The organism is Streptomyces thermoalcalitolerans, assembly GCF_039525155.1.
In the GTDB taxonomy this organism is placed as follows: domain Bacteria; phylum Actinomycetota; class Actinomycetes; order Streptomycetales; family Streptomycetaceae; genus Streptomyces; species Streptomyces thermovulgaris.
Genome location: NZ_BAAAHG010000001.1, coordinates 169,810 through 192,229, shown reverse-complemented (window position 1 = coordinate 192,229; position 22,420 = coordinate 169,810). Strand labels below are relative to the sequence as shown.

Here is a 22,420-nt window from a genome sequence, read left to right as displayed (position 1 = left end):
AAGCGTGGGCGGGCGGTCAACGGAGGTGGAAGTAGGAGGCGTTGTGGTCGACGATGGCGTCCCAGTCCGCGTCCGTCGGGAAGCGCAGGACGTCCCAGCCGGCCTCCTCCAGGCGGTAGCCGGCCTCGAGGTCGCGGGTGGAGTCGGCCGGGCGGCCGGGAATGTCGACGAACACGGCGAGGTCGGCGCCGTCCAGGTGGAAGACGAAGTCGGGGCGCGCCTTCGCCGCCTCGATGTAGGTGTCCGCCTCGTCCGGCAGCCGGTAGTTCTTCGCCTTCAGCCAGCCCAGCAGGTCGCCGCGTGCGACGAGGTCCGCCAGGTCCGCCTCCACCGGGGTCGGGGCCGACGCCGGGGCGGCGCCCGCGGAGGCGGCGGGCGCGGTGCCGGCCGCCGGGGCGAGCCTGCGGAACCGCTCGCTGCGGGACTCGCCGCGGTCCTCCCGCTCGGTGCGGGCACCGGCCAGCCGCAGCAGCAACGGGCGGGCCGCGTGCCGGTCCAGCTGGCGGTGGTGCGTCTGGTTGGCGTACGTCAGCAGGCAGGAGTAGCAGCCGCAGGCGCACTTCTCGCCGCCCTTCGGACCGCCCTCGTCCTCGCCGGTGTCCGGGTCGAAGTGGCAGATCTCCAGGGCGGTCCGGGCGGCCTTGGCGAGGGCGTCCTTGTCGTGCTGGATGCGGCGCAGCACACCGGCGCCGCCCTCGGCGGCCTCGGTGAACAGCATGCGGCGGCGCGGGCCGTTCTCCGGCGGCAGCAGCTCCGCGGTCAGCTCGGAGTCCTCCAGCTCGAACGCCGCCTCGATGCCCCGCTCCAGCGCGTACAGGAACGACAGGGCCACCGGCTCGGGCTGCGGCTCGTCCAGGGTGACCACAAGGATGTTGCGGCGGTCCTGCACGAAGGGCAGGACCCGCTTCTTGCGGTGCTTCTCGTTGCCGTCCTCGTCGACCACCGACATGCCGGTGTCCTCGATGGCGTCCGCGGCGGCCCGGTCGTTGAGCCAGCGGCCGTCACCCAGGTCCAGCCAGTAGCCGTCCGGCTCGCCCTCCTTGGAACGGACACGGCCGAGGTTGGTGATGCGGACGGTGGCGGAGTCGCCGTAGTCCAGGTCGAGGACGGGGGCGCCCTCGGCATCGGTGACGTGCGAGGTCAGCCGTCCCTTGCGGGCGCCGTGGTCCTGGAACGCGTACGATGTCTCCAGACGGAAACCGGCCCGGCGGCGCTCCTCCTCGTCGGAGGAGATCCGCTCGCGCGGCGTGGTGTACACGGTGTGCAGATGGAGCAGGCCGGTGCGCTTGCCCTTCAGCTGCTCGCCGCACATCACGCAGATGTCGGTGCCGGCCTTGACCTCGTGGTGGTAGCCGCAGCCGTCGCAGCGCCGTGCCTCCGACGTCGGCAGCTCGCCCGAGGCGTCCGGCGGCAGCTGGACCCGGGTGACCTGGTAGCGGGCGCCCTCGTGGTAGATGAGCGCGCCGGGGCCGAACTCACGGATCGCCAGGAACCGGGGACGCTGCAGATAGTCCCCGTCGGCGTTGCGGCGGTTGCCGGAGCGGGGAATGTACGCGGCCAGCGGCAGCCGCGGGAAGCTGTAGCCGGGCAGGAATCCCTCGGAGGCCAGATAGCGGTACGGGTTGAAGTCGCTCATGATCGACTTGCTGTCGACGGAGCGGTTCAGCAGCAGATTCGTCTGTGTCTCGGCCTCCCGGCGACGGGAGCGCGCCCGGCTCTGCTCCCCCGGGGAGAGGGTGTGGTCGACGACGCGCTTGTTCTGCTCGTACTGGTCGATCACGGCCGCCCGGAACAGGTCGCGCCACCGGTTGAAGGCGGCGTCGAACTCCTTCGGGGCCTGCTCGATCCGGTCCTCGATCCACTCGTCGTACCACCAGGTGGTGGCCTCGAAGTCCGCGATCAGCGGGGCGAGGACGGTGCGGGCGGCGGCGATCGCGCGCCTGCGGGCGCCCTCGTCCAGGGACAGGTCGCGGATGTGGGGGTGGAGCGGCAGCTCCATCCGCGGGTCGGGGCGGTCGCCGCCCTCGGGGTCGTAGGCGACGTCGATGACGTCCGGGATCGCGGTGCCGAGCTTCATGCCGGTCTCCGCCAGCCAGATGCTCTGCAGATGGGAGCGCACCAGGTCCTCGTTGGCCAGGTCCAGGCGCGGCGGGGCCACCTGCCCCGACACCATGTCCTGCGAGCGGCGGAAGTAGTACTGGTCGTGGCTGTTGCCCGTCGCGCAGTACGTGACGACCAGCGCGGGCTGACCCGAGCGGCCCGCCCGGCCCGAGCGCTGCGCGTAGTTCGCCGGAGTCGGCGGTACGTTGCGCATCAGCACCGCGTTGAGGTCGGAGATGTCCACGCCCAGTTCCATCGTCGGCGAGCAGTACAGCAGGGGCAGTTTCGCGTCGCTGAACTGCCGCTCGCGCTCCAGCCGGTCCTCCGGGGCGACCTGGGCGGTGTGCTCCCGCGCGTACAGGTCGGCCAGCTCGGCGGCCGCGGTGCGGTACAGGTCGCGGAAGAACGGGTTGACGCGCGGGCCCTCGCCGCTGTTGTAGGTGCGCTCCAGCGGGTCGATCACGCCCCGCTCCCCGCTGCCGGCCCGCCAGATCAGGGCGGAGGCCGCCACCCGGTAGCCGGTGCGCCGCTCCGTCGTGCGACGGCGGCGGACCGGCCCGGAGGGCTCGGGAGTCGTGTCCACCTCGCGCACCAGGTCCGCGTCCCGCAGCACCTTCAGCAGGTCCTCGATGACGGTCTGGACGTCCTCCAGGGGAAGGCCGCGCAGTTCGGGCATGTTCCGGCGCAGATACCTGCCGAACTTGCCGCGCGCCGACAGGAACAGCGCGGAACGCTCCATGCCCGGCTTCGACCCGTACGGGTAGGCGGTGCCGACGGCGGGCTGGTCGCTGTCGCTGAGCACCCACGGCCCGGTGAGACGCTCCTCGCTGGCCCGCTTGAGGACGTCGAAGTCGTCACGGAAGTACTGCACATCGATGGCGAGGTGCCGCCGCATGTGGTCGAGCAGCGTACGGGAGACCTCCTCGCGCAGCGCCGGATCCGCCGTGCGCAGCACCTTGTGCGTGCTCTGCCAGCGGTCCGGCTGCTCGGCGACCCATCTCAGGTCCTCGTAGTCGATCCGCAGCAGCCCCGTCTGCTCCAGGTTCGGCATGGTGATGCGCCAGCCGCGCTCCAGGTCGCGGTAGAGGCGGTAGCCGACGACGTCCCGGAAGACCTTCGTCGCCCTGCGCTCCAGGGACGGAGTCAGGTTCGTGCCCGCCGCGTAGTCACGGGGCGTCAGCCCCATCACCTCGGTGACGGCCTTGGCGAGGTCGTCGTGGCGCAGCCCCTCCTCGCCCGCCTGCACCGCGGCCTGGTACAGGGCGCCGCGCAACTGCGTCACCTGCACGAAGTCGTTGAAGTGCCCGGCCTGGAGCGAGGCGTCCTGCCGGTTGTCGACGAAGGTGAGGAGCTTGCGCGCCTCCTTGCTCAGGCTCTCCTCGGGCACCGCCCGCAGGGACCGCACGATCGACGCGGAGATCAGCGAGGTCGCCGAGGAACGCCCCTCCTGGTCCAGGGTGGCCAGCTTGGCGAAGTCCCGGCCGCGGGTCTGCTCGTAGGAGACCTGGCAGTGCACGCAGAACAGGAACGGCGCCGGGATGAACGCCGCCGCCAGGCCCTCGCCCGACTCGTTGCCGTGGGCGTCCACGACGACGCGCCTGGGCACCCGGTGCCGGTAGGACTTCCTGACGACCATCACGCCCTGCGCGTCCGGCTCCAGCCACGCCTCCGGCAGCCGCCGGTCGTCGACGGCCTTCTGCGGATCGGCCGGCCACTCGTAGTCCTCCCCGGGCACGCCCAGGTACAGGTAGCCCTCGCCCTCGCGGCCCCCGGAGGCGGAGGTGTCCCGGCGCGGCTCGTACCGGAACGTGCCGCCCTCCTCGGTGCGCCAGACGGTCAGGTACTCCTGGCCGCACTCACGGCAGAACGCCAGCGGGAACAGCGGCTTGCCGTCGCTGTCCGGATGCTCCACCTGGTAGGTGCGGGTCAGCGGCCGGGTGAGCGGATCCTCCAGCGTCGTGTAGACGGTGTCGCCCTTGGAGAGGAACTGGTGCAGCCGGAACGCGAACAACGGCCGTTCCGTCCTCGGATTCATGGCCTGTGCACCCGCCTCCAGGGTCGACCGGATCGCCTCGCGCACGGTCTCCTCGGGCACCCCGGACTGCGCGGACAGCTCGGCCGCCGCTTCCTCTACGGTGCCCGGGGCACGGCGGCGCAGCCGCCCGGTGCCCTCCTCGGGCTCCAGGCCGAACCGGGACTCCAGCCAGCGGGCCAGCGGGTCCTTCGTCAGCGCCTCGTACGCGCGGGGCGGGGCGGGCAGCCGCAGCCGCTCGGCGGGCACGGTCTCGGGAGCCTCCTCGGTCGCCCGGACCAGGGTCTCGCCGATGACCCGCTTCGGCAGCACCGTCGTCCCGAACAGCCGGCCGGCGACCCTGGCCACCTCGCGCTGCTGGTCCTCCCAGGTGCCCTCGGTGGACATGGTCGCCGAGGTGCCGATGCACTGCAGGGTCTCGGAGGCCCGGCAGGCCTCACGGACCCGGCGGATCAGGAACGCCACGTCCGCGCCCTGCCGGCCCCGGTAGGTGTGCAGCTCGTCGAAGACGAGGAACTGCAGCCCCTCGGCCATGCGGATCAGACTGGAGCGGTCGTCCGGCCGGGTCAGCATCAGCTCCAGCATCACGTAGTTGGTCAGCAGGATGTCCGGAGGGTTCTTCCGCAGCTCCCGGCGCTCCTCCTCGGACTCCTGACCGGTGTAGCGGGCGAAGGTGACCGGCTCGCGGCCCTTGCCGAAACCGTGGCGCAGATACTTCTCCAGCTCACCGAGCTGCGAGTTGGCCAGGGCGTTCATCGGGTAGACGACGATCGCGCGGACCCGGCCCCCCGCGTCCGGCCCCGCCGCCTCGCGTTCCCTCAGCACCCGGTCGACGATCGGGACGATGTACGCCAGCGACTTGCCGGATCCGGTGCCGGTGGTGAGCACATAGGAGTCGCCCGCCTGCGCCGCCTCGATCGCCTGACGCTGGTGGAGGTGGAAGGTCAGCGGCCGGCCGTCCGGACGCGGCGAGTTCTCCTTCTTGCCGGCCTGGAAGATCTCCGCGCACTTGGGGTGCAGCACCCCGTCCCGCACCAGATCGGTGACCTGGCCGCCGTCGGCGAAGAACGGATTCAGCGACAGCCACGGGTCGGGCCACTGCGACTTCGCCGCCAGGTCGTTCTCGACGAATTCGGCGATCCGGGCGTCCCGGATCACGGTCCCGCTCTTGGTGAACTTCTCGTACTCGCCGATCAGGTCGGCGTGGATGCCGAAGACGTCCATCGTCTCGGGCAGACGCGGCTGTCTGCGCGGCGCGGGCGCCGGGGCGGCGGGGGTGGTGGGCTCGGAGACCAGCGCGCGCAGCCGCGCCACCGGGTCCATCTCCTGCCAGTACGGAGCCAGCAGGGCGGCCGTGTCGTCCGGCGCGAGCGCGAGCGGGACCAGCGCCTCGCGCACCAGGGCGGCGTTCTCGGGGCGCAGGTCGGCGTCCTTCTCCAGGAGGCGGTCCACCAGCCGGACCAGTTCGGCGGGCAGGTCCGGGCGCACCAGGGTCAGGCGCGGCGGCTGCTGGTGCTGGTGCTGTTCGGCGAGTTCATAGGCGGTCCTGGCGGAGAACGGCGGCCGTCCCACCAGCAGTTCGTACAGGATGCAGCCGAGTGCGTAGAGGTCGGCCGCGGCAAAGACCCGCTCGGCGCGGAACTGCTCGGGCGCCATGTAGCGGGCCGTGCCGACGCCGACTCCGGTGCTGGTCAGCCGTGTCTGGTCGGGATCGTCGACGACCGAGCCCATGCCGAAGTCGAGGACCTTGACGGTGCCGTCGCGGGTCAGCATCACATTGGCCGGCTTCAGATCGCGGTGGACGACCCCGGCGGTGTGCGCGGCGGCGAGACCGGCGGCGATCTGCGCCCCGACGGCCGCGGTCCAGGAGACCGGGAGCTGGGGCTCCTCGGCGATGAGGTCCGCGAGCGGATGACCGTCCAGCAGTTCCATGGCCAGATAGGGCAGGCCGCTGCCGCCCGGCGCCCGGTCCACACCGCCGTCGATCAGCAGGGTGAGGTTCGGGTGGCCCTGGGAGAGCATGCGCATGATCCGCACTTCGCGGCGGAAGCGGTCGATCTCCTTGCCGGTCCCGGTGGTGTCGACCGCGACGCCGGTCCGGCTGCGCAGCACGGTCTTCACCGCGACCTCCCGGTGCGGGGAGTCCGGGGCGGCCTGGAGGTCTTCGGCCCGGTGCACCTCGCCCATGTTCCCGCGCCCCACGATTCCCGTGATCCGGAACCGTCCGGCGACCGTCTCCAGACTCACTGGCCCTCCCCGCTTCACCTGTCACCTGCACAGTGGGGCATCCCCGCAGGGAGCGTACACCTTCGTCTGTTGACAGGGGTCAGATCTTTACGTTGACGTTATCAACGGACTGTTGGTGGGGTGTCGGATGACAAGCGGTCAGTGGTGTCGGTCAGGAGGTTCATCGTCTCCCCTTGGCTCTTGAAAGGGGAGTGGTTGACAGGGGAGTGGTGCACAGCGGTGCCGATGCACGGTGCGCTGTGCGCGGTGGACGTGGGACGCCGATTTCTTTCCCCGTCCCTCGCCTTCTGGTCGTGGACGTCCGCCTCTGCGACGCGGGCTGAAACGGCCGCTTCGGTGTGAGTGTCTCGACGCGGTCGAAGGCGTCGTCCTGTTTCGCCGCCGCCGAAAGGCGAGGGAATGAGGGGTGGGCCTGTGATGATGTGGCGCCGACGCGGTCGCGGGAGGCGTCGTGGAGGGGCGGCCCCAGACGGGGCCGCGGTCACTCCTCGTGATTCGGGCCGGCGTACGCCCTCTGTCGCAGCACCATGGTGGAACCGGCCCTGGCCGGCCAGATGCTACGAAGGGCCGGTGCCGGTGGGCATGGTGGCCGGGGCGGTGCGGCCGTCGTCGGTCTGGCGGAGTTCGGCGAGCAGTTCGTTCTGGCCCACCAGGAGGTCGGTGAGGATGCGCCGGGCCGCGCGCAGCAGCTCGGCGACGTCGCCGCCGGCGAGCGCGTAGCGGACGGTGGATCCCTCCCGGGTGGACACGACGATGCCGGACCGCCGCAGCACCGCCAGCTGCTGCGAGAGGCTGGACGGCTCGATCTCGATGTCGGCGAGCAGGTCCCGCACCGGCACGGGACCGTGCTGGAGCAGTTCCAGGACCCTGATGCGCACAGGGTGTCCGAGCATGCGGAAGAACTCCGCCTTGGCCTGGTAAAGGGGGACTTGCATGCGTGCTCGCTCCCTGTCGCGTCGGGGGTGGTCCAAAGACCGGGAATGGCCCAAGGACCGGGAATGGTCCAAAGATGCGACGGCACCCCGGAGAGCGCCGCCGCGGAATGTGCTGTGCACAGCCGATCCTTCTCGCCCCCGGCCGTGTGCATCCACGACTTGGCATCATGCTGATGTGGTGACTTGAAGAAGTCTTCATGTCGTGGGTGCACGTCGGCCGAGGCGCGGGAAAGTCCTAGATCTCGAGCTGTTCCTCGATGCGCTTGAGCTGGTGGCGGGCCATCGCCAGGTTCGAGCGGTTCTTGTCCAGGACGAGGTAGAGGAACAGGCCGTTGCCGCTGCGTCCGGTGACCAGGCGGATCAGGTGGTACTGGCCGGTGAGCGTGATCAGGATGTCCTCGATCTGGCTCTGCAGGCCCAGCTGCTCCATGGTGCGGACCTTGGCGCGGATGACGTCCGTGTTCCCCGCCGCGGCGACGGTCAGGTCCAGATCCTTGCCCCCGCCCAGGGTTCCCAGGGCCATCCCGCTGGTGTAGTCGACGACCGCCGCGCCCAGCGCCCCCTCGATCGCGGTCATCATTTCCTTCAGCGACACTTCCACACTTGCCATTGGTGGCCTCCCCATTCGGTTGTCGATGCGGCGGGCGGCTGAGCACGGCGGCCGCCGCCGTCCCGCCCGGTGACCGCACCGTAGGGGCGCGTCCCGGTGTTCGAGGGAAGGTCTTCAGGAGTGACGTCCGCTGATCGAAGAATGCCGGTGAGGGACGGTTCGGCGATCACAACCGACTTGTTGGGGAAGGGTGTTGCGCGAACGGCGTCCCGGGGTGCGTCCGGGCGGAGCCAGGCCGTTCGTGTGTCGAATCCACGTGCCGAATGCGTGTGTCGAACAGGGCGGAGAGTGCGGCTCCCGTCGCCGGCGCGGGCCGGAGACGGGGGATGGCCCGTGCGGTCCGCCCGTGCCTCCTCGGCAGTGCCTCCTCGGCAGGGCGGACCGCACCCGGTGGCCGCTGTCAGGCCGGGTCGGTACGGGCGATCGGCGCCTCCTGTGCCCGTGGGGCCGGCGTGGAGTCCGTCGCCGGGCGGGTCAGGTCACGGCCGCGGGTCTCCTTGAGGGCGACGACGGTGAGGGTGGTGACCACCGCGGCGAAGGAGAGGTACAGGGCGATGGGCGTCGAGGAGTCGTAGCTCCTGAGGAGTTCGACGGCGATGACGGGGGCGAGGGCACCGGCGACGATGGAGGCGAGCTGGGAGCCCATGGAGGCCCCGGAGTAGCGGACCCTGGTGTCGAACATCTCGGAGACGAAGGCGGCCTGCGGCCCGTACATCGCGCCGTGGAGCAGCAGGCCCACGGTGACCGAGAGGGTGATCACGGCGAAGGACTCCGAGTCGACCAGGGTGAAGAAGACGAACGCCCATACGGCCATGCCGCCCGAGCCGATCAGTGTCACGGGCCTGCGGCCGAGACGGTCGGAGAGCGCTCCCCACAGCGGGATGGTGAAGAAGTGGAGGACGGAGCCGATCAGGACGGCGTTCAGCGCGGTGCTCTTCGGCAGGTCCAGGTGGGTGGTGACGTAGACCAGCACGAAGGAGGTGAGGATGTAGTAGGAGATGTTCTCGCCGAACCGGACGCCGACGGCCCCGAGCACCTCGCGCCGGCTGCGGCGGAAGACCTCGACGACGGGAGCCTTCTCCTTGACCCCCTTGGCGGCCTCCGCCTCCGCCGTGGCCTGGGCGGCGAGGAAGACTGGTGACTCGGACACCGAGACACGGATCCACAGTCCGATCACGACCAGGATGCCGGAGAGCAGGAACGGGACGCGCCAGCCCCAGGACAGGAACGCCTGCTCGGACTGGACGGCGGCCAGCAGCGCGAGGACACCGGTGGCCAGCAGGTTGCCTCCGGGAGCCCCGGACTGCGGCCAGGAGGCCCAGAAACCGCGGTGCTCGGGGCCGCCGTGCTCGGAGACGATCAGCACGGCGCCGCCCCACTCGCCGCCCAGGGCGAAGCCCTGGACCAGACGCAGGACGGTGAGCAGGATCGGGGCGGCGACGCCGATGGTGCCGTAGGTGGGCAGCAGGCCCATGGCGAAGGTGGCGCCGCCCATCATCAGCAGACTGAGCACCAGCAGCTTCTTGCGGCCGATCTTGTCACCGAAGTGCCCGAAGACCACGCCGCCGAGCGGCCGGGCCAGGAACCCGATCGCGTAGGTGACGAACGCGATCAGCGTGCCCACCAGCGGGTCGCCGGTCGGGAAGAAGAGGGTGTTGAACACCAGCGCGGCGGCGGAGCCGTAGAGGAAGAAGTCGTACCACTCGATCGTGGTGCCGATCAGGCTCGCACTGACGATGCGGGCGATGCCGCCGGAGCGGGGCTCGCCCGGCTTGACGGTTGCGGTCTCGGTCATGGGATCACCGGTTCTCTGGTGCGGGTGCGGGTGCGGGGACGGGGACGGACGTGGGGGGCGGCGGCCGTGAGGGCGGACAGGGGGGCCGGTTGTGGGGACGGGCGTAGAGGCGGGCGTGGGGACGAGGGCGGTGCGGGGGCGTCACCGAAGGGGGCGGGTCGTCAGCCGGCTCCCCGGCCGTCGCCGGTGACCAGAGCGGCTCGGAACGCCGGACCCACATCGGCACCTGGGAGTGCCGAACGGGCGCTGGGAGCAAGGAATTCGCTTGTCATGGCCGGAAACAGTAGGGAGGTCGCCACGTCACACCTATGTATGTGGCCAACACAATGGGGAGTTGATCTGTAGGGGCATCCACTACAGGCCGTGGTGCTCAGGTCGGACCGGGCACGGGGCGGCCCGGAGCGGGCACAGGGCGGGCACGGGGCGGCCGTGGCGTGGGTCCCGGCAGGCCCCGGCCACCGCGGTGATCATCCTGTGAGGCCGCACTCGGTGAGCAGCTCCGAGTAGGTGGCGTCCTCGGGCCGGGCGACGGTACGGCTCGAGGGCGGGCGCTGCCCGTCGCCGAGCCAGCTCTCCAGGGCGGTGAAGGCCGAGCGGTGACAGGGCAGAAGGGGCCGGAGCCGGCCGGGGAAGCCGTCGACGAGGGAGTCGGTGTGCGTGCCGTCCTCGATGCGGTAGGAGCGGTGCAGAGAGCCGCGGCCCGAGGCGCGGACCATGCGGGAATAGACGTCGGAGCTCTTGCTGATGGGCAGCAGGACGTCCAGGGTGCCGTGGACGGTGATCAGCGGTTTGCCGATACGGCCGGTCAGCGCGACGCGCTGCACGGCCCGGTGGACCTCGGCGGGACGGGCGGCGTAGTCGTAGTCGGCGTCGCAGGCGGGGGTCCCGGGGGCGCAGTACGGAGTGCCGGCCTCCGTCGCGCCGTCGAAGCCGGGGTCGAACTCCTCGCGGTAGATGCGCTGGGCCAGGTCCCAGTAGACCTGGTGGTGGAAGGGCCACAGGAACTCCGAGCCGGCCGGGAAGCCCGCGCGGTGCAGTTCCCGGCGCGCCCGTTCGGCGGCGCGGCCGCCCGCCGCGTGGACGGGGTAGTGGCGCAGGGCGGGCGGCAGGAAGGTGAACAGATTGGGACCCTGTGCGTGCCAGAGGGCGCCCTCCCAGTCGACACCGCCGTCGTACAGCTCGGGGTGGTTCTCCAGCCGCCACCGCACGAGGTAACCGCCGTTGGACATCCCCGTGACCAGGGTGCGCGCGGGCGGCCGGTGGTACCGCTGGGCGGCCACCGCGCGGGCGGCCCGGGTCAGCTGGGTGAGCCGGGTGTTCCACTCGGCGACGGCGTCACCGGGCCGGGCGCCGTCACGGTGGAAGGCGGGACCGGTGTTGCCCTTGTCGGTGGCCGCATAGGCGTAGCCGCGGGCGAGCACCCAGTCGGCGATGGCCCGGTCGTTGGCGTACTGCTCCCGGTTGCCGGGGGTACCGGCCACCACCAGGCCGCCGTTCCAGCGGTCCGGCAGCCGGATGACGAACTGCGCGTCGTGGTTCCAGCCGTGGTTGGTGTTGGTGGTCGACGAGGGGAGGGCGGAGTCCGCGTTTCCCACGGAACCGCCCCGGCGGTACCCGGCGCTGACCGGCCGTCGGCTCCCGTGCCCGACAGTGCCGATGTTCTCGGCCGCTCCGGCGCGCAGGGGAGCCCTTGACCCGCCGTCGCCGACACCGCTGCTGCGGAGCTCCGTTCGCCCGAGAGACGCCCCGGCCCGCGACCGGGAACCGCGTTCCGCTTCGGCCTCTCACTGCCCCGCCTGCTCGACCGGCAGTTCTGCGTACATACTCACTTGCATATGATGTGCAAGAACAAATGACTCGTAATAGAGGGTGGGGAAACATGGCGACGACCCGACGCACACGAGCCGCCGGAGCTGCCGTCGTTGCGACGGCGCTGGTGGCAGGGCTGGCGGCCTGTTCCGCCCCCACCGGCAGCGGGGGCGGCGGAGGCGGCGGGGGAGCCGCCGATTCCGTCGTGATCGGGGTGGCCTCGGAACCGGACACCCTCAGCCCGCTGCTGGGCTACGGCAAGGACGGCAACTCCAAGATCTTCGACGGACTGCTCGCACGTGACGCGAACCTGAAGCTGAAGCCCGCGCTGGCGAAGGCGCTCCCCGAGGTCGACGACAAGGGCCTCACCTACACCTACACCCTCCGGGACGGGGTGAAGTTCAGCGACGGCGAACCGCTGACCGCCGCCGACGTGGTGTTCACCTACCGCACCATCCTCGACAAGAAGACGAACAACCCCTCCCGGAGCGAACTCGACGCCATCAAGGAGGTGCGGGCGGAGGGCGACGACAAGGTCGTCTTCACTCTCAAGTACCCGTACGCGCCCTTCGCGGCACGCACGGTGCTGCCCATCGTCCCCGAGCACGTCGCGGGCAAGCAGGACCCCAACACCGGCTCCTTCAACACCAAGCCGGTCGGCACCGGCCCCTACGTCCTGACCGGCTGGTCCAAGGGCGAGAAGCTCACGTTCAAGGCCAACCCCCACTACTGGGGCGGCGAGCCGAAGGTCAAGAAGCTGACCATGGCCATCGTCCCGGACGACGACGTCCGCGCCACCCGGCTGCGCTCCGGCGACCTCGACGGCGCGGTCCTCCCGCCCAACCTCGCCGCCACCTTCAAGAACGACAAGGACAAGAAGACCTACCGCGCGAAGTCCTACGACGTCCGCACCGTCACCCTCCCCACCGCCCACAAGGTCACCGGCGACCGTGCGATCCGCCGGGCCCTGGACGCCGCCGTGGACCGCCGGGCCATGGTCGACAAGATCCTCGACGGCGCGGGCCGCCCGGCGTACGGGCCGCTGCCCGTCGACGACCCCTGGTACACCAAGGACATCGAACGTTCCCAGGACCTCGCCAGGGCCAGGCGCATCCTGGACGACGCCGGCTGGAAGCCCGGGGCGGACGGCATCCGGGTCAAGGACGGACGGCGGGCCTCCTTCACCCTGCTCTACCCCTCGGGCGACAAGGTCCGCCAGGACCACGCCCTCGCCTACGCCTCCGACGCGAAGAAGGCCGGCATCGAGGTGAGGGCCGAGAGCGCCACCTGGGAGGTCATCGAACCCCGGATGAAGAACGACGCGGTCCTCGCCGGGTTCGGCAGCGTCGGCGACCCCGACTTCGGCCTGTACACCCTGCTGCACTCCTCCCTCGCCGGCAACGGCTTCAACAACATGGCCCGCTACGACGACCCGGCGGTGGACCGGGCCCTGGACACCGGCCGCCGCAGCCAGGACCAGGCCACCCGGAGGACGGCCTACGCCACCGTCCAGCGCGCACTCGTGGCGAACCCGGGCTACACCTTCCTCACCCACCTCGACCACGTCTATGTGCTCGCCGACCGCTGGGACGGCCTGACCACGCAGCTGGAGCCGCACGAGCACGGCTTCGCCAGCGGCCCCTGGTGGAACGCGGAGACCTGGCGGCCGAAGAAGTGAGCCCGCTGCCCTGGGGAGCGATGGCCCGACTGGTGGGACGGCGGGCGCTGTTCGCCGTCCCGGTCCTGCTCGTCGTCACCTTCGGTGTCTTCGCCATCGCCGCCGCATCCCCCTTCGACCCGGTCAAGGCGTACGGCGGCACCGCCGTGCTCGGCGCCGACCAGGAGACCCTGGACCGGCTGCGGGCCAACCTCGGCGTCGACGAACCCTTCGTCGTGCGCTGGGGACGGTGGCTGGCCGGCGCTCTCACCGGCGACCTGGGCCAGTCGGCCGTGCTGCGGCAGCCGGTGGCCCAGGTCATCGGCGAACGCCTCGTATGGTCCACGCTGCTGTGCGCGGTCGCCTTCGCCGTCGCCGTGGTGGCCGGCACCCTGCTCGGAGTGCTCGCCGCCCGCCGGCCCGGCTCCTGGACGGACCGGACGATCACCTCGCTCGCCTACGTCCTGGAGGCCGCCCCGGTCTTCTGGATCGCCCTGCTCGCCGTCTGGCTGTTCGCCCTCCAGCTGGGCGTTCTTCCGGCCGCGGGCCTGACGGACACCGCCAGCGAGCAGGTCACCGCGGGACAGGTCGCCCGCCACCTCGTCCTGCCGGCCGGTGTGCTCGCCGTCTCCCAGCTGCCCTGGTTCACCCTGTACGTCCGCCAGGGCGTCGCCGACGCGCTGGCGGAGGAGCCGGTGCGCGGCGCCCGCGCCCGGGGCCTGAGCGAGCGCACCGTCCTGCTCGGCCACGCCCTGCGCTCCGGACTGCTGCCGGTCCTCACCCTGATCGGCTCCCGCGTCCCCGAACTCATCACCGGCGCCCTGCTCGTGGAGAGCGTCTTCAGCTGGCCGGGCATCGCCGCGGCGACCGTGGAGGCGGCCACCGCCGTCGACTTCCCGCTGCTGGCCGCCCTGACCACGCTGGCCACGGCCGCCGTCCTGGCCGGAAACCTCCTCGCGGACCTGCTGTACGGACTGATCGACCCGAGGGTGAAGCTCGATGACATGTGATGCGGGACGTGATTCCCATGGCTGAGGCGGCAGTCGAGCCCGTATGGCGTTCCCGCGGCACCGGCCGCCGCTCCACGCACACCGTCCGGCTGCGCACCTCCGCGACGCTGGTCGCCGTGATCGTCCTCGCCGTCCTGGTCGTGCCGCCGCTGGTCCGGCTCGACCAGCAGGCCGTCGACCTGTCCGCCAAGCTGCAACCCCCCTCCTGGGCCCACCCGCTGGGCACCGACGACGTCGGACGGGACCTGCTGCTGCGCTGCGTCTACGGCCTGCGCGTCTCCCTGCTCGTCGGCGTGGCGGCGGCGCTGGCGGCGACCGTCGTCGGCACCGCCGTCGGCGCCACGGCCGGAGCGCTGGGAGGCTGGGCCGACCGCATCGTCATGCGGCTGGTGGACACGATCTCGTCCGTGCCCCACCTGCTGCTCGGCATCTTCATCGTCGCCATGTTCCGGCCGGGGGTGTGGCCGGTGGTGGTGTCGGTCGCGGCGACCCACTGGCTGTCGACGGCCCGGATCGTCCGCGCCGAGGTCCTGTCCCTGCGCTCCCGCCCGTACATCGACGCCGCCGTCTCCTCGGGTGCCTCCCGATGGCGGGTGGCGGTACGCCACCTGCTGCCCGGCGTACTGCCCCAGGCCGCGCTCGCGGCCGTCCTGATGGTGCCGCACGCCATGTGGCACGAGTCGGCCCTGTCGTTTCTCGGCCTCGGCCTGCCCACCCACACCGCGAGCCTCGGCACCCTCATCCAGAGCGCACGGGGCTCCCTCCTCGCCGGACAGTGGTGGCCCACCCTCTTCCCCGGCCTGTTCCTCGTCGTCCCGACCCTCGCCCTCGCCGGTCTCGCCGGAGCCTGGCGGGAGCGGATCAACCCTCGTCGCCGATCGGAGCTGACGCTGTGAACGAGCGACCCACCGTCCTGTCGGTCCGCGGACTGTCGGTGCGCTTCCTGATGCCCGGCAAACGCCAGGTCGCCGCCGTCACCGACGCGCACTTCGACGTGGCGGCCGGGGAGTGCCTGGCCCTGATCGGCGAGAGCGGCTGCGGCAAGTCCGTCCTCGCCTCCGCCCTCCTCGGCCTGCTCCCCGCCAACGCCCAGGTCGCCGGGGAGGCCCGCCTCGGCGACCTGGAGCTGCTCTCCGCCGGCGAACGCACCCTCGCCCGCCGGGTCCGGGGCCGCCTGATCGGCCTCGTCCCGCAGAGCCCCGCCGTGCACCTCACCCCCGTCCGCACCGTCCGCTCGCAGCTGGAGGAGACGGTCGCCGCGCTGACCGGGACCCGGGGCCGGGCCGCCCTGCGCACCGCAGCCGAGGCAGCCGCCGCACGCGCGGCCTTCCCCGCGGACCACCTCGACCGTTACCCCCACGAACTCTCCGGCGGCCTGGCCGGACGAGCCGCTCTCGCCCTCGCCCTCGTCGGCGACGCCCCTCTGCTGCTGGCCGACGAGCCGACCACCGGACTCGACCGCCCCCTGGTGAACCGCACGGTCGACGAACTACGGCGCCATGTGGACACCGAGGACACCAAGGACGGCACCGGACGCGCCCTGCTGATGATCACCCACGACCTGGCGGCAGCCGAACGCATCGCCGACCGGGTCGCCGTCATGTACGCGGGCCGCATCGTCGAACTCGCCGACGCCGCCGCCTTCTTCGGCGCGGCAGGCCCCCGCCACCCCTACAGCCGCGGCCTCCTCCAGGCCCTCCCCGACCGCGCCTTCACCCCCATCCCCGGCATGCCCCCCGAACTCGGGAACCTCCCCGAGGGCTGCGCCTTCGCCGAACGCTGCGACCGGGCCACCGACACCTGCGCCGTACTGCCGCCGATGACGGACCACGTCGCCTGCCACCACCCCCATGTCCCGGAGGACGTCCGTGCTCGAACTGCGTGAGATCACAGCCGGATACGACCGGCGTGCCCCCGTGGTGCGGAACGCCTCCCTGACCATCGAGCCCGGCGAGGCCGTGGGCCTGCTGGGCCCCAGCGGCTGCGGCAAGTCCACGCTCGCCCGCGTCACGGCCCTGCTGCACCGCCCCGACTCGGGCACCCTGCTCCTCGACGGCGAACCCGTACGGCGCTGGCGCCACCGCGCCCCGCGCGAACTGCGCACCACCTTCGGCGTCGTCTTCCAGCAGCCACGCCTCTCCGCGGACCCCGGACTGCGGCTCGCCGACCTCATCGCCGAACCACTGCGCGCCAACGGACTGCACGAGGAGATCCCCGAACGCGTCACCGAACTGTCGTCGGCGGTCGGCCTGACCCCCGACCTGCTGACCAGACGCCCCCACGAGGTCAGCGACGGCCAGCTCCAACGCGCCTGCCTGGCCCGCGCCCTCGTCCTGCGCCCGCGCCGGCTGATCTGCGACGAGATGACCGCCATGCTCGACGCCTCCACGGCCGCCGCCCTGGTCGCGGCCGTCGAGCACTACCGCCGCACCACCGGCGCGAGCCTGCTCGCCGTCGGCCACGACCCCACCCTCCTCCACCGCTGGTGCGACCGCGTCATCACCTGGGAGGCCCTCACCGGGGAGCGCGCCGATGCGACGGCCTGACCTCCCTCGACCTTTGGGCAGGGGGAGGTCGAATGCATGAGCCTGAGCCTGCCTCGGCAGCGCGGGTGGGGCCATGGCAGCGAGCCATCCGGACCGGCGAGCACCTGCATGTTCACTCCTCCGCGCCGGAGGTGCTTGTGGGAGCGGCCCGTGCGCAAGTCAGCCGCTCGGTCGCCCTGGTGGGGTGCTGCCCGGCAGAACAGAACCGGGTCGGCCTGGCGCAGGATCTTCAGCAGTCCCGCCGCTTGCTGAGTGAGTAGGTGAATGACCAGCGAGGCCCCGGACAACGTGGGTGAGACGTCAGACATCTTGACCGTCAGCCCGGGACCTCGCTCGTGATGCTTGGCGGGCGTCGCCTGATCGAGGATCAGCTCGAAGAGGCTTGCTGTTTCTTGTCGTCGGGTTCGGGGCGGCTCGGTCGTCGATGACGATGCGGACGGCTTCGGCTCCGTCACCGCGATGGGGCCGGGTGATGACCTCCTGCACAGTTTCGGTGAGCCGCTCGTGGAGATGGGCTGGGCAGGGACCACCCCCGCATGCGCGGGGACCACTTACCCGTGTACGGCACGACGAGCCCGTGGTGGGGACCACCCCCGCATGCGCGGGGACCACGCGTACACCCCGGATGTTCGGGACCGGAAACGGGGACCACCCCCGCATGCGCGGGGACCACCTCACCCCTCGGCCCCTGGCCGGGATTGAGCGAGGACCACCCCCGCATGCGCGGGGACCACTCACGTTCACGGCGACGAATTTGGTGGCCACTGGGACCACCCCCGCATGCGCGGGGACCACTCACGTTCACGGCGACGAATTTGGTGGCCACTGGGACCACCCCCGCATGCGCGGGGACCACTTGAGCGTGGCATCGTTCATCAGCCAGCGGCAGGGACCACCCCCGCATGCGCGGGGACCACGCGGTGAGCACCACATCGGCGGCGCTCTTGCCGGGACCACCCCCGCATGCGCGGGGACCACTCGACGACGGTCTGGCCGCCGCGTGGATCGCCGGGACCACCCCCGCATGCGCGGGGACCACGACCCCATGCGCCACGCCGCGGACCTCGCCCCGGGACCACCCCCGCATGCGCGGGGACCACGAGCGGCTGGTGGTCCAGCAGCGCGGTGACCCGGGACCACCCCCGCATGCGCGGGGACCACGAGCGGGACACCGCCCGGGAGGAACGGGACGCGGGACCACCCCCGCATGCGCGGGGACCACGAGCGGCTGGTGGTCCAGCAGCGCGGTGACCCGGGACCACCCCCGCATGCGCGGGGACCACGAGCGGGACACCGCCCGGGAGGAACGGGACGCGGGACCACCCCCGCATGCGCGGGGACCACCCAACTATGTGGACTTTTACGGCAGTTGACCGGGGACCACCCCCGCATGCGCGGGGACCACAGCGTGAGCTTGAGCCGGAACGTCGCGCTTGCGGGACCACCCCCGCATGCGCGGGGACCACGAAAAGTGCCACTTTGCATGACACTCACCCGCGGGACCACCCCCGCATGCGCGGGGACCACAGGCCGTGACCTGCGGTTTTATATGGAGGGGTGCCGAGTTTTACTTCCTTTCAAAGAAACGGTCATACCTGCTGAATAAGGATCAATCTCATCGGGTGCCTCGAAAGCGGCGCCTCTTGGCCGCCTTGCTCCAACCCTGGCGTCCGGGCTCGGGGTGAGGGGCGGAGGAGGCTGGTGTGCGAAGTGAGGGACGGTGGAGAAGGGTGACGCCTTCGTGGTCGGTGGGGTGCCACGCGTGTTCGTGGGTGGCGAAAGTGAATCCTTGCTCATTGTCGGTCTGGTAAGCGAGCAGGGCGCGGCCCTGGCCTCGGTAGCGGCGGACTTCTTCCCAGAGGATGTCGCGCACCCGGGCTGTGGGGGAGCCCAGAAAGACACCCGGGGATATTTCGAGCAGCCAGCGGGTGAGGAAACCGCGTAGCCCGGCAGGGCAGTTGGTGAGCACGATGACGGTCACCAGATCGGCTCCTCACTCAAGCGGGGGCCGGTCTCGGTGTCGCCGTAGTTGCGGCCACCGGCCACGAGTCGGCCGTGGTCGGTCTGGAGTGTGACCTGGTCGGTTGTTCCTCTGTCTCCTGGCCGTCGTCGTAGTGGACGAGGAGGAGGTTTTTGATGTCTTGTACGCAGCGGTCGAGGAGGCCTGTTTGGTTGATGCGGTCTCTGAGTGCTCTGCGGGTTCGGGTGGCGACATCGTCTTCTCCTTGTGCTGCCGCGTCGAATGCGGCGGGGATGGCGATGTCCGTCTTGTAGAGGTCGGCGATGTCCAGGACGAATGAGCGTTCGTGGCCTGAGTGAATGAACCCGAGCCCGGGGGAGCAGCCGAGTGCGCACACTACGGCGTGGGCGATGCCGTACATGCACTGGGCGGCTGCGGTGATGGCCTGGTTGGCTGGGTCGCCGGCGGAGAAGTCGCCGTGGTGGTATTCGCGTCGACGCCAGGGAACGCCGGTCCGGGCGGCTTCACGGCGGTAGCACTCCTTGACCCGGCGGCCTTCCATGTTGAGCAGTTCCTGGCGGGTGCGGGTGGAGGGATCGTCGTCGGGGAATCGCAGCCGGTACATGGCCCGTGCGACGGCGAGGCGGGTACGGCGGTTTGCCCAGGCCGTGGCCTGTGCCTCCACGAGGCGCGAGGAGCGGGTCAGGGCTCGGCCGCCCGCATAGAAGCGCACGCCTTGCTCGCCGACCCAGACGACGCTTGCCCCGCATTCGCCGAGTACGGACATGGCCTGGTGGGTCACCCGGGTGCCCGGCCCCAGCAGGAGAGTGCCGATGGTGGCGGACGGGATGTGGGTGACTCCATCCGCGTCGGTGGCCGTGATGGCGTTGTCTTCGCGGTGGATGGTGCAGCGTTCCAGGTAGATGAAGGAGATCCGGTCGCCGACTCGGGTGAGCTCTCGGGGAGAAGAGGCGGCGCGCTGGCTGACGGTGCTCATGAGGCTTGTACGGGGGCGAGAGTCATCAGGCCGCAGCCGTAGGCCTTGCCCTTGCCCAGTCCGTGGGTGAGGGTGCGGCGGAAGGCGTCGATGTCGGTGATGCGCAGGCGTCCGTCGAAGGTGACCCGGGTGAGGCGGACGTCATGGCGGGAGGAGCGGCCATGAGCGCCCTTGCGGAACCGCAGTGGCGTCCGATTGTGCACGATCACCTGATACTCGTGACCGTGTTCCGTCAGCTGCTGCTCCGGGGGGATGCGGAGGATCTCGAAGCCGGCGCGCTCCTGCCGGGCCAGCAGCCAGCCGATCTGATGGCGGGGCGTGATGTGGGCGGTTCGCTTGGTCGCGGAGCCTGCGGTGTCGCCTTCCTTGCGGATGTGGTGGACGGGGTTGGCGGTGAGCCGGAAGGCCCAGGTGCTGCCCACGGTGAGGCGGTCGAGGAACTCCTTGTAGGCGAAGGTGGTCCAGCCCGGCTGGTCGAGGTTGGGCCAGCCGGCCTGTTCGACCAGGTGGGTCAGGTCGGGGCGGTCGGGACTGACGATGAACAGATCGGCGCGGGCAGAGGCGGCCGGGTCCACGCGCCACAGCACTCGTGGGCCCTCGCCGCTGCGGGACGGGGCGTCGGGAAAGGCCATGTTCACGGCGCCGTGCATGAAGTGGGGGGAGCCAAGGAGCCGGCGGGCGCCGGAGCGGGCGGTGTTGATGCGGAAGCGGGTCAGATACATCAGCTGGACCTCGGGATGTTCTCTGCCGTGGCGGTGCCTGCGGGCGTATCGAGGGGGCGCAGCAGGGTCGTCGGGTCGTGCGACTCGGACACGTCGGGTGCTGCGGAGGACGGTGGGTCGACCCGGCCGGTGAGAACACCACGCAGTTGGTACTGCCGGTGTCGTGGGTCGAAGCTGACCGGTGTGTCGCGCAGGGACAGGTGTGGGAGCTGTCCTGGCGGGCAGTCGACGAGGATCTCCAGGGACTCCGGGACGGCCGCATCATCGTTCCGGCTCTTCCGGCGTGCCAGCTTCCGCTGGTACCAGGGGGACGCCTGCCACGGTGCGGTGCGCAGGGCCTCCTCCAAGGTGATGTCCGCCCTGGGCGGGCCCATGTCGAGGGGGCGGGACGGGGGGCAGGAGCGCCGGCCGAGGTAGGGCAGGAAGTGCGGGGCGAGCAGGCCCTGGTACAGACGGTGCAGCAGGGCCTGCTCGCCTTCGACACCGGCGACGAAGACGGCGTCGGCGAGGTAGAAGCGCTCCGACAGCGGCATGGCCTTGCCGGAGTCGGCGTGGTGGGCGGTGTGGAAGTCGCGCAGCCGCAGACCGGGCTGGTCGATGCGTACGCCGAACCGGAGGGCCGCCAGGTCGGAGAGGTTCGCGGTGCGGGGACGGCCGTCGGCGGCGGCGAGCAGACCGAGCACGCCGCTCTTGGTGGGCGCGTTCTCCGTGGTGCGCCGGGCGAAGCGGGCCGCGGAGCCCCAGGACTGCAAAGGCCCGGCGAGCCGCAGCAACAGCACTGTCATGCGGTGGCTCCGGAGGCGAGTCGCTGGGCGACGGCATTGCCGACATCCTGCAGCAGCGCCTTCAGGGAGACCTGTTGGCCCAGTTCGGTCAGCGCTTCGGTTTCGTCGCCCACGCGGAAGACCCAGCTGTGGTCCTGGGGGGTTTCGATGCCGTACTGCCTCTCCAGGTCCGGGACATACGCGGCGAGTCGGCGGCAGCTCTCGCGCAGGTATCCGCCGCCGGGACCCTGCGGCACCGGCTCCTCGAAGGCGCTCACGAAGCTGACCGGACGGCGGTCGCGGAGCTTCACGATTACGGCGGAGGGCAGGGTGTGGTTGCCGAAGGTGTTCACCTTCCCGGTCGGCAGGGAGGTGATGAACGCCTCCAGGAACGCTGTGACGGCCTTCTCCACCGGTGCGCTGGGTGCTTCGTCGTCCCGGAGCCCGAGCCCGAGGTTGCGCTGCAACTCGTCGACGTCCACGGCGGCGTAGCGGTAGAGGGTGGCGGAGTTGAAGTCGACGGTGCCGATCATTCCGGCGCCGGATTCCTCGGCGGTGTTCAGGTCGTCGACGGCCGTGTAGTAGTCGGACTCGATGTCCGACTTGTGCACACTGATGGCGTGCGCCACCTGCGTGGCCGCCTCGACGTTCAGGTCTGCGGAGTCGGCGACCATGCGTCCGAAGAGGGCGATGTCCACCGAGTGCCGGGAGTCGACGGCCTGCCGGGCCGCAACCTTGTTCTCCTTCTTCTTGAAGTGGTTCTTGAGGGCGTCGACGTCCCCCGTCCCGCCGGCGGCTTCGATCGCCAGGTCGGCCAGGGCGTCCAGCTGCCGCCGGCTGAGGAACATCAGGTAGGAGGAGGTCGGGGAGGCGGCCGGCTCGTCGCCGTTCTTCCCCTTCCGCTTCGGTGACTCGATCTTGGTGCCGGTGGCCGCCTGCAGCGTTTCGGCGGCCAGCTCGACGGCCACCGGCTCCAGGGAGTCGTCCTTGGCGATGATCCGCTCGGCCAGGGCCTCGGCAACCTTCTTGGTGCGGACACCGAGTGCTTCGGGAGGCAGCAGGTCGTTGAACGCCTTACGGGTCGCGCGCTTCCAGGCCTGGCTGGAGACCCGTGCGCGGCGCACCCCTCCGTAATAAGCGGATTTCGGCGTTCCGGTGTCGTCGCGGTTGAGGTTGCTCGGCGGAACGGTCTGGAGAACGTGGATGTCGAGGATGGTGCGGGTCACCATGGTTCCG

Annotated in this window: 14 protein-coding genes, 1 pseudogene and 1 CRISPR repeat array; of the genes and pseudogenes, 5 read left to right on the top strand and 10 right to left on the bottom strand. The window is 71.0% G+C overall.

Features of this window, described 5'->3' with window-relative positions:
- Positions 1-16 precede the first annotated feature (16 nt).
- The 5 genes from ABD224_RS00770 to ABD224_RS00750 all read right to left on the bottom strand — a co-directional run bounded on the left by ABD224_RS00770 (position 17) and on the right by ABD224_RS00750 (position 11,314).
- Positions 17-6,379 (bottom strand): protein kinase domain-containing protein, encoded by a 6,363-nt coding sequence (locus ABD224_RS00770; protein ID WP_344045537.1) that lies wholly within the window; start codon positions 6,377-6,379, stop codon positions 17-19.
- Between the two features lie 557 nt (positions 6,380-6,936).
- The gene (locus ABD224_RS00765) at positions 6,937-7,314 is read right to left on the bottom strand and encodes an ArsR/SmtB family transcription factor (RefSeq protein WP_344045535.1); all 378 of its coding nucleotides are present in this window, start codon (positions 7,312-7,314) and stop codon (positions 6,937-6,939) included.
- A 235-nt stretch (positions 7,315-7,549) separates the two neighbouring features.
- Complete coding sequence (locus ABD224_RS00760; RefSeq protein ID WP_344045533.1) at positions 7,550-7,924, bottom strand: roadblock/LC7 domain-containing protein; 375 nt, start codon at positions 7,922-7,924, stop codon at positions 7,550-7,552.
- A gap of 400 nt (positions 7,925-8,324) precedes the next feature.
- Positions 8,325-9,719 carry an MFS transporter gene (locus ABD224_RS00755; protein WP_344045531.1) on the bottom strand — a complete coding sequence of 465 codons (1,395 nt, stop codon included), beginning with the start codon at positions 9,717-9,719 and terminating at the stop codon, positions 8,325-8,327.
- Between the two features lie 467 nt (positions 9,720-10,186).
- On the bottom strand, positions 10,187-11,314 hold the full coding sequence (locus ABD224_RS00750) for a 3-hydroxybutyrate oligomer hydrolase family protein (protein WP_344045529.1): 1,128 nt from the start codon (positions 11,312-11,314) through the stop codon (positions 10,187-10,189).
- 284 nt (positions 11,315-11,598) lie between these two features.
- Between ABD224_RS00750 and ABD224_RS00745 the strand changes: the two genes are divergently transcribed.
- From ABD224_RS00745 to ABD224_RS00725, 5 genes are read left to right on the top strand one after another with little or no spacing between them, the layout of a single operon-like run.
- The gene (locus tag ABD224_RS00745; RefSeq protein ID WP_344045527.1) at positions 11,599-13,206 is read left to right on the top strand and encodes an ABC transporter substrate-binding protein; all 1,608 of its coding nucleotides are present in this window, start codon (positions 11,599-11,601) and stop codon (positions 13,204-13,206) included.
- 20 nt (positions 13,207-13,226) lie between these two features.
- The gene (locus ABD224_RS00740) at positions 13,227-14,195 is read left to right on the top strand and encodes an ABC transporter permease (protein WP_344045525.1); all 969 of its coding nucleotides are present in this window, start codon (positions 13,227-13,229) and stop codon (positions 14,193-14,195) included.
- Positions 14,196-14,212: 17 nt separating this feature from the next.
- On the top strand, positions 14,213-15,091 hold the full coding sequence (locus tag ABD224_RS00735; RefSeq protein ID WP_344045523.1) for an ABC transporter permease: 879 nt from the start codon (positions 14,213-14,215) through the stop codon (positions 15,089-15,091).
- Positions 15,092-15,141: 50 nt separating this feature from the next.
- Positions 15,142-16,080 (top strand): oligopeptide/dipeptide ABC transporter ATP-binding protein, encoded by a 939-nt coding sequence (locus tag ABD224_RS00730; RefSeq protein WP_344045778.1) that lies wholly within the window; start codon positions 15,142-15,144, stop codon positions 16,078-16,080.
- Entirely contained in the window at positions 16,064-16,741 is a 678-nt protein-coding gene (locus tag ABD224_RS00725; protein ID WP_344045521.1) for an ABC transporter ATP-binding protein, read from the top strand. The genes ABD224_RS00730 and ABD224_RS00725 overlap by 17 nt, the downstream gene beginning before the upstream one ends.
- Before the next feature lie 522 nt (positions 16,742-17,263).
- A CRISPR array of direct repeats spans positions 17,264-18,268; the repeat unit is 29 nt; unit sequence GGGACCACCCCCGCATGCGCGGGGACCAC.
- A gap of 88 nt (positions 18,269-18,356) precedes the next feature.
- Here ABD224_RS00725 and cas2e read toward each other — a convergent pair.
- The 5 genes and pseudogenes from cas2e to cas7e all read right to left on the bottom strand — a co-directional run bounded on the left by cas2e (position 18,357) and on the right by cas7e (position 22,410).
- Positions 18,357-18,722, bottom strand: coding sequence for a type I-E CRISPR-associated endoribonuclease Cas2e (gene cas2e, locus ABD224_RS00720; RefSeq protein WP_344045519.1), 366 nt, complete (start codon positions 18,720-18,722; stop codon positions 18,357-18,359).
- Positions 18,719-19,698 (bottom strand): annotated as a pseudogene (cas1e, locus tag ABD224_RS00715) (type I-E CRISPR-associated endonuclease Cas1e). Before cas1e ends, cas2e begins: the two are co-directional and overlap by 4 nt.
- Positions 19,695-20,420, bottom strand: a complete 726-nt coding sequence (gene cas6e, locus ABD224_RS00710) for a type I-E CRISPR-associated protein Cas6/Cse3/CasE (protein WP_344045517.1) — start codon at positions 20,418-20,420, stop codon at positions 19,695-19,697. The pseudogene cas1e and the gene cas6e overlap by 4 nt, the downstream one beginning before the upstream one ends.
- Positions 20,420-21,205, bottom strand: a complete 786-nt coding sequence (gene cas5e / locus ABD224_RS00705; RefSeq protein ID WP_344045515.1) for a type I-E CRISPR-associated protein Cas5/CasD — start codon at positions 21,203-21,205, stop codon at positions 20,420-20,422. The genes cas6e and cas5e overlap by 1 nt, the downstream gene beginning before the upstream one ends.
- Positions 21,202-22,410, bottom strand: a complete 1,209-nt coding sequence (gene cas7e, locus ABD224_RS00700) for a type I-E CRISPR-associated protein Cas7/Cse4/CasC (protein ID WP_344045777.1) — start codon at positions 22,408-22,410, stop codon at positions 21,202-21,204. Before cas7e ends, cas5e begins: the two co-directional genes overlap by 4 nt.
- Positions 22,411-22,420: the final 10 nt, after the last annotated feature.

Bases quoted from the DNA above. Each gene is read 5' to 3' on its own strand.
- ABD224_RS00765 (WP_344045535.1), bottom strand. From the start codon at position 7,314: ATGCAAGTCCCCCTTTACCAGGCCAAGGCGGAGTTCTTCCGCATGCTC.
- cas6e (WP_344045517.1), bottom strand. From the start codon at position 20,420: ATGTATCTGACCCGCTTCCGCATCAACACCGCCCGCTCCGGCGCCCGC.
- cas5e (WP_344045515.1), bottom strand. From the start codon at position 21,205: ATGACAGTGCTGTTGCTGCGGCTCGCCGGGCCTTTGCAGTCCTGGGGC.
- ABD224_RS00745 (WP_344045527.1), top strand. From the start codon at position 11,599: ATGGCGACGACCCGACGCACACGAGCCGCCGGAGCTGCCGTCGTTGCG.
- ABD224_RS00755 (WP_344045531.1), bottom strand. From the start codon at position 9,719: ATGACCGAGACCGCAACCGTCAAGCCGGGCGAGCCCCGCTCCGGCGGC.
- ABD224_RS00740 (WP_344045525.1), top strand. From the start codon at position 13,227: ATGGCCCGACTGGTGGGACGGCGGGCGCTGTTCGCCGTCCCGGTCCTG.
- ABD224_RS00760 (WP_344045533.1), bottom strand. From the start codon at position 7,924: ATGGCAAGTGTGGAAGTGTCGCTGAAGGAAATGATGACCGCGATCGAG.
- ABD224_RS00735 (WP_344045523.1), top strand. From the start codon at position 14,213: ATGGCTGAGGCGGCAGTCGAGCCCGTATGGCGTTCCCGCGGCACCGGC.
- ABD224_RS00730 (WP_344045778.1), top strand. From the start codon at position 15,142: ATGCCCGGCAAACGCCAGGTCGCCGCCGTCACCGACGCGCACTTCGAC.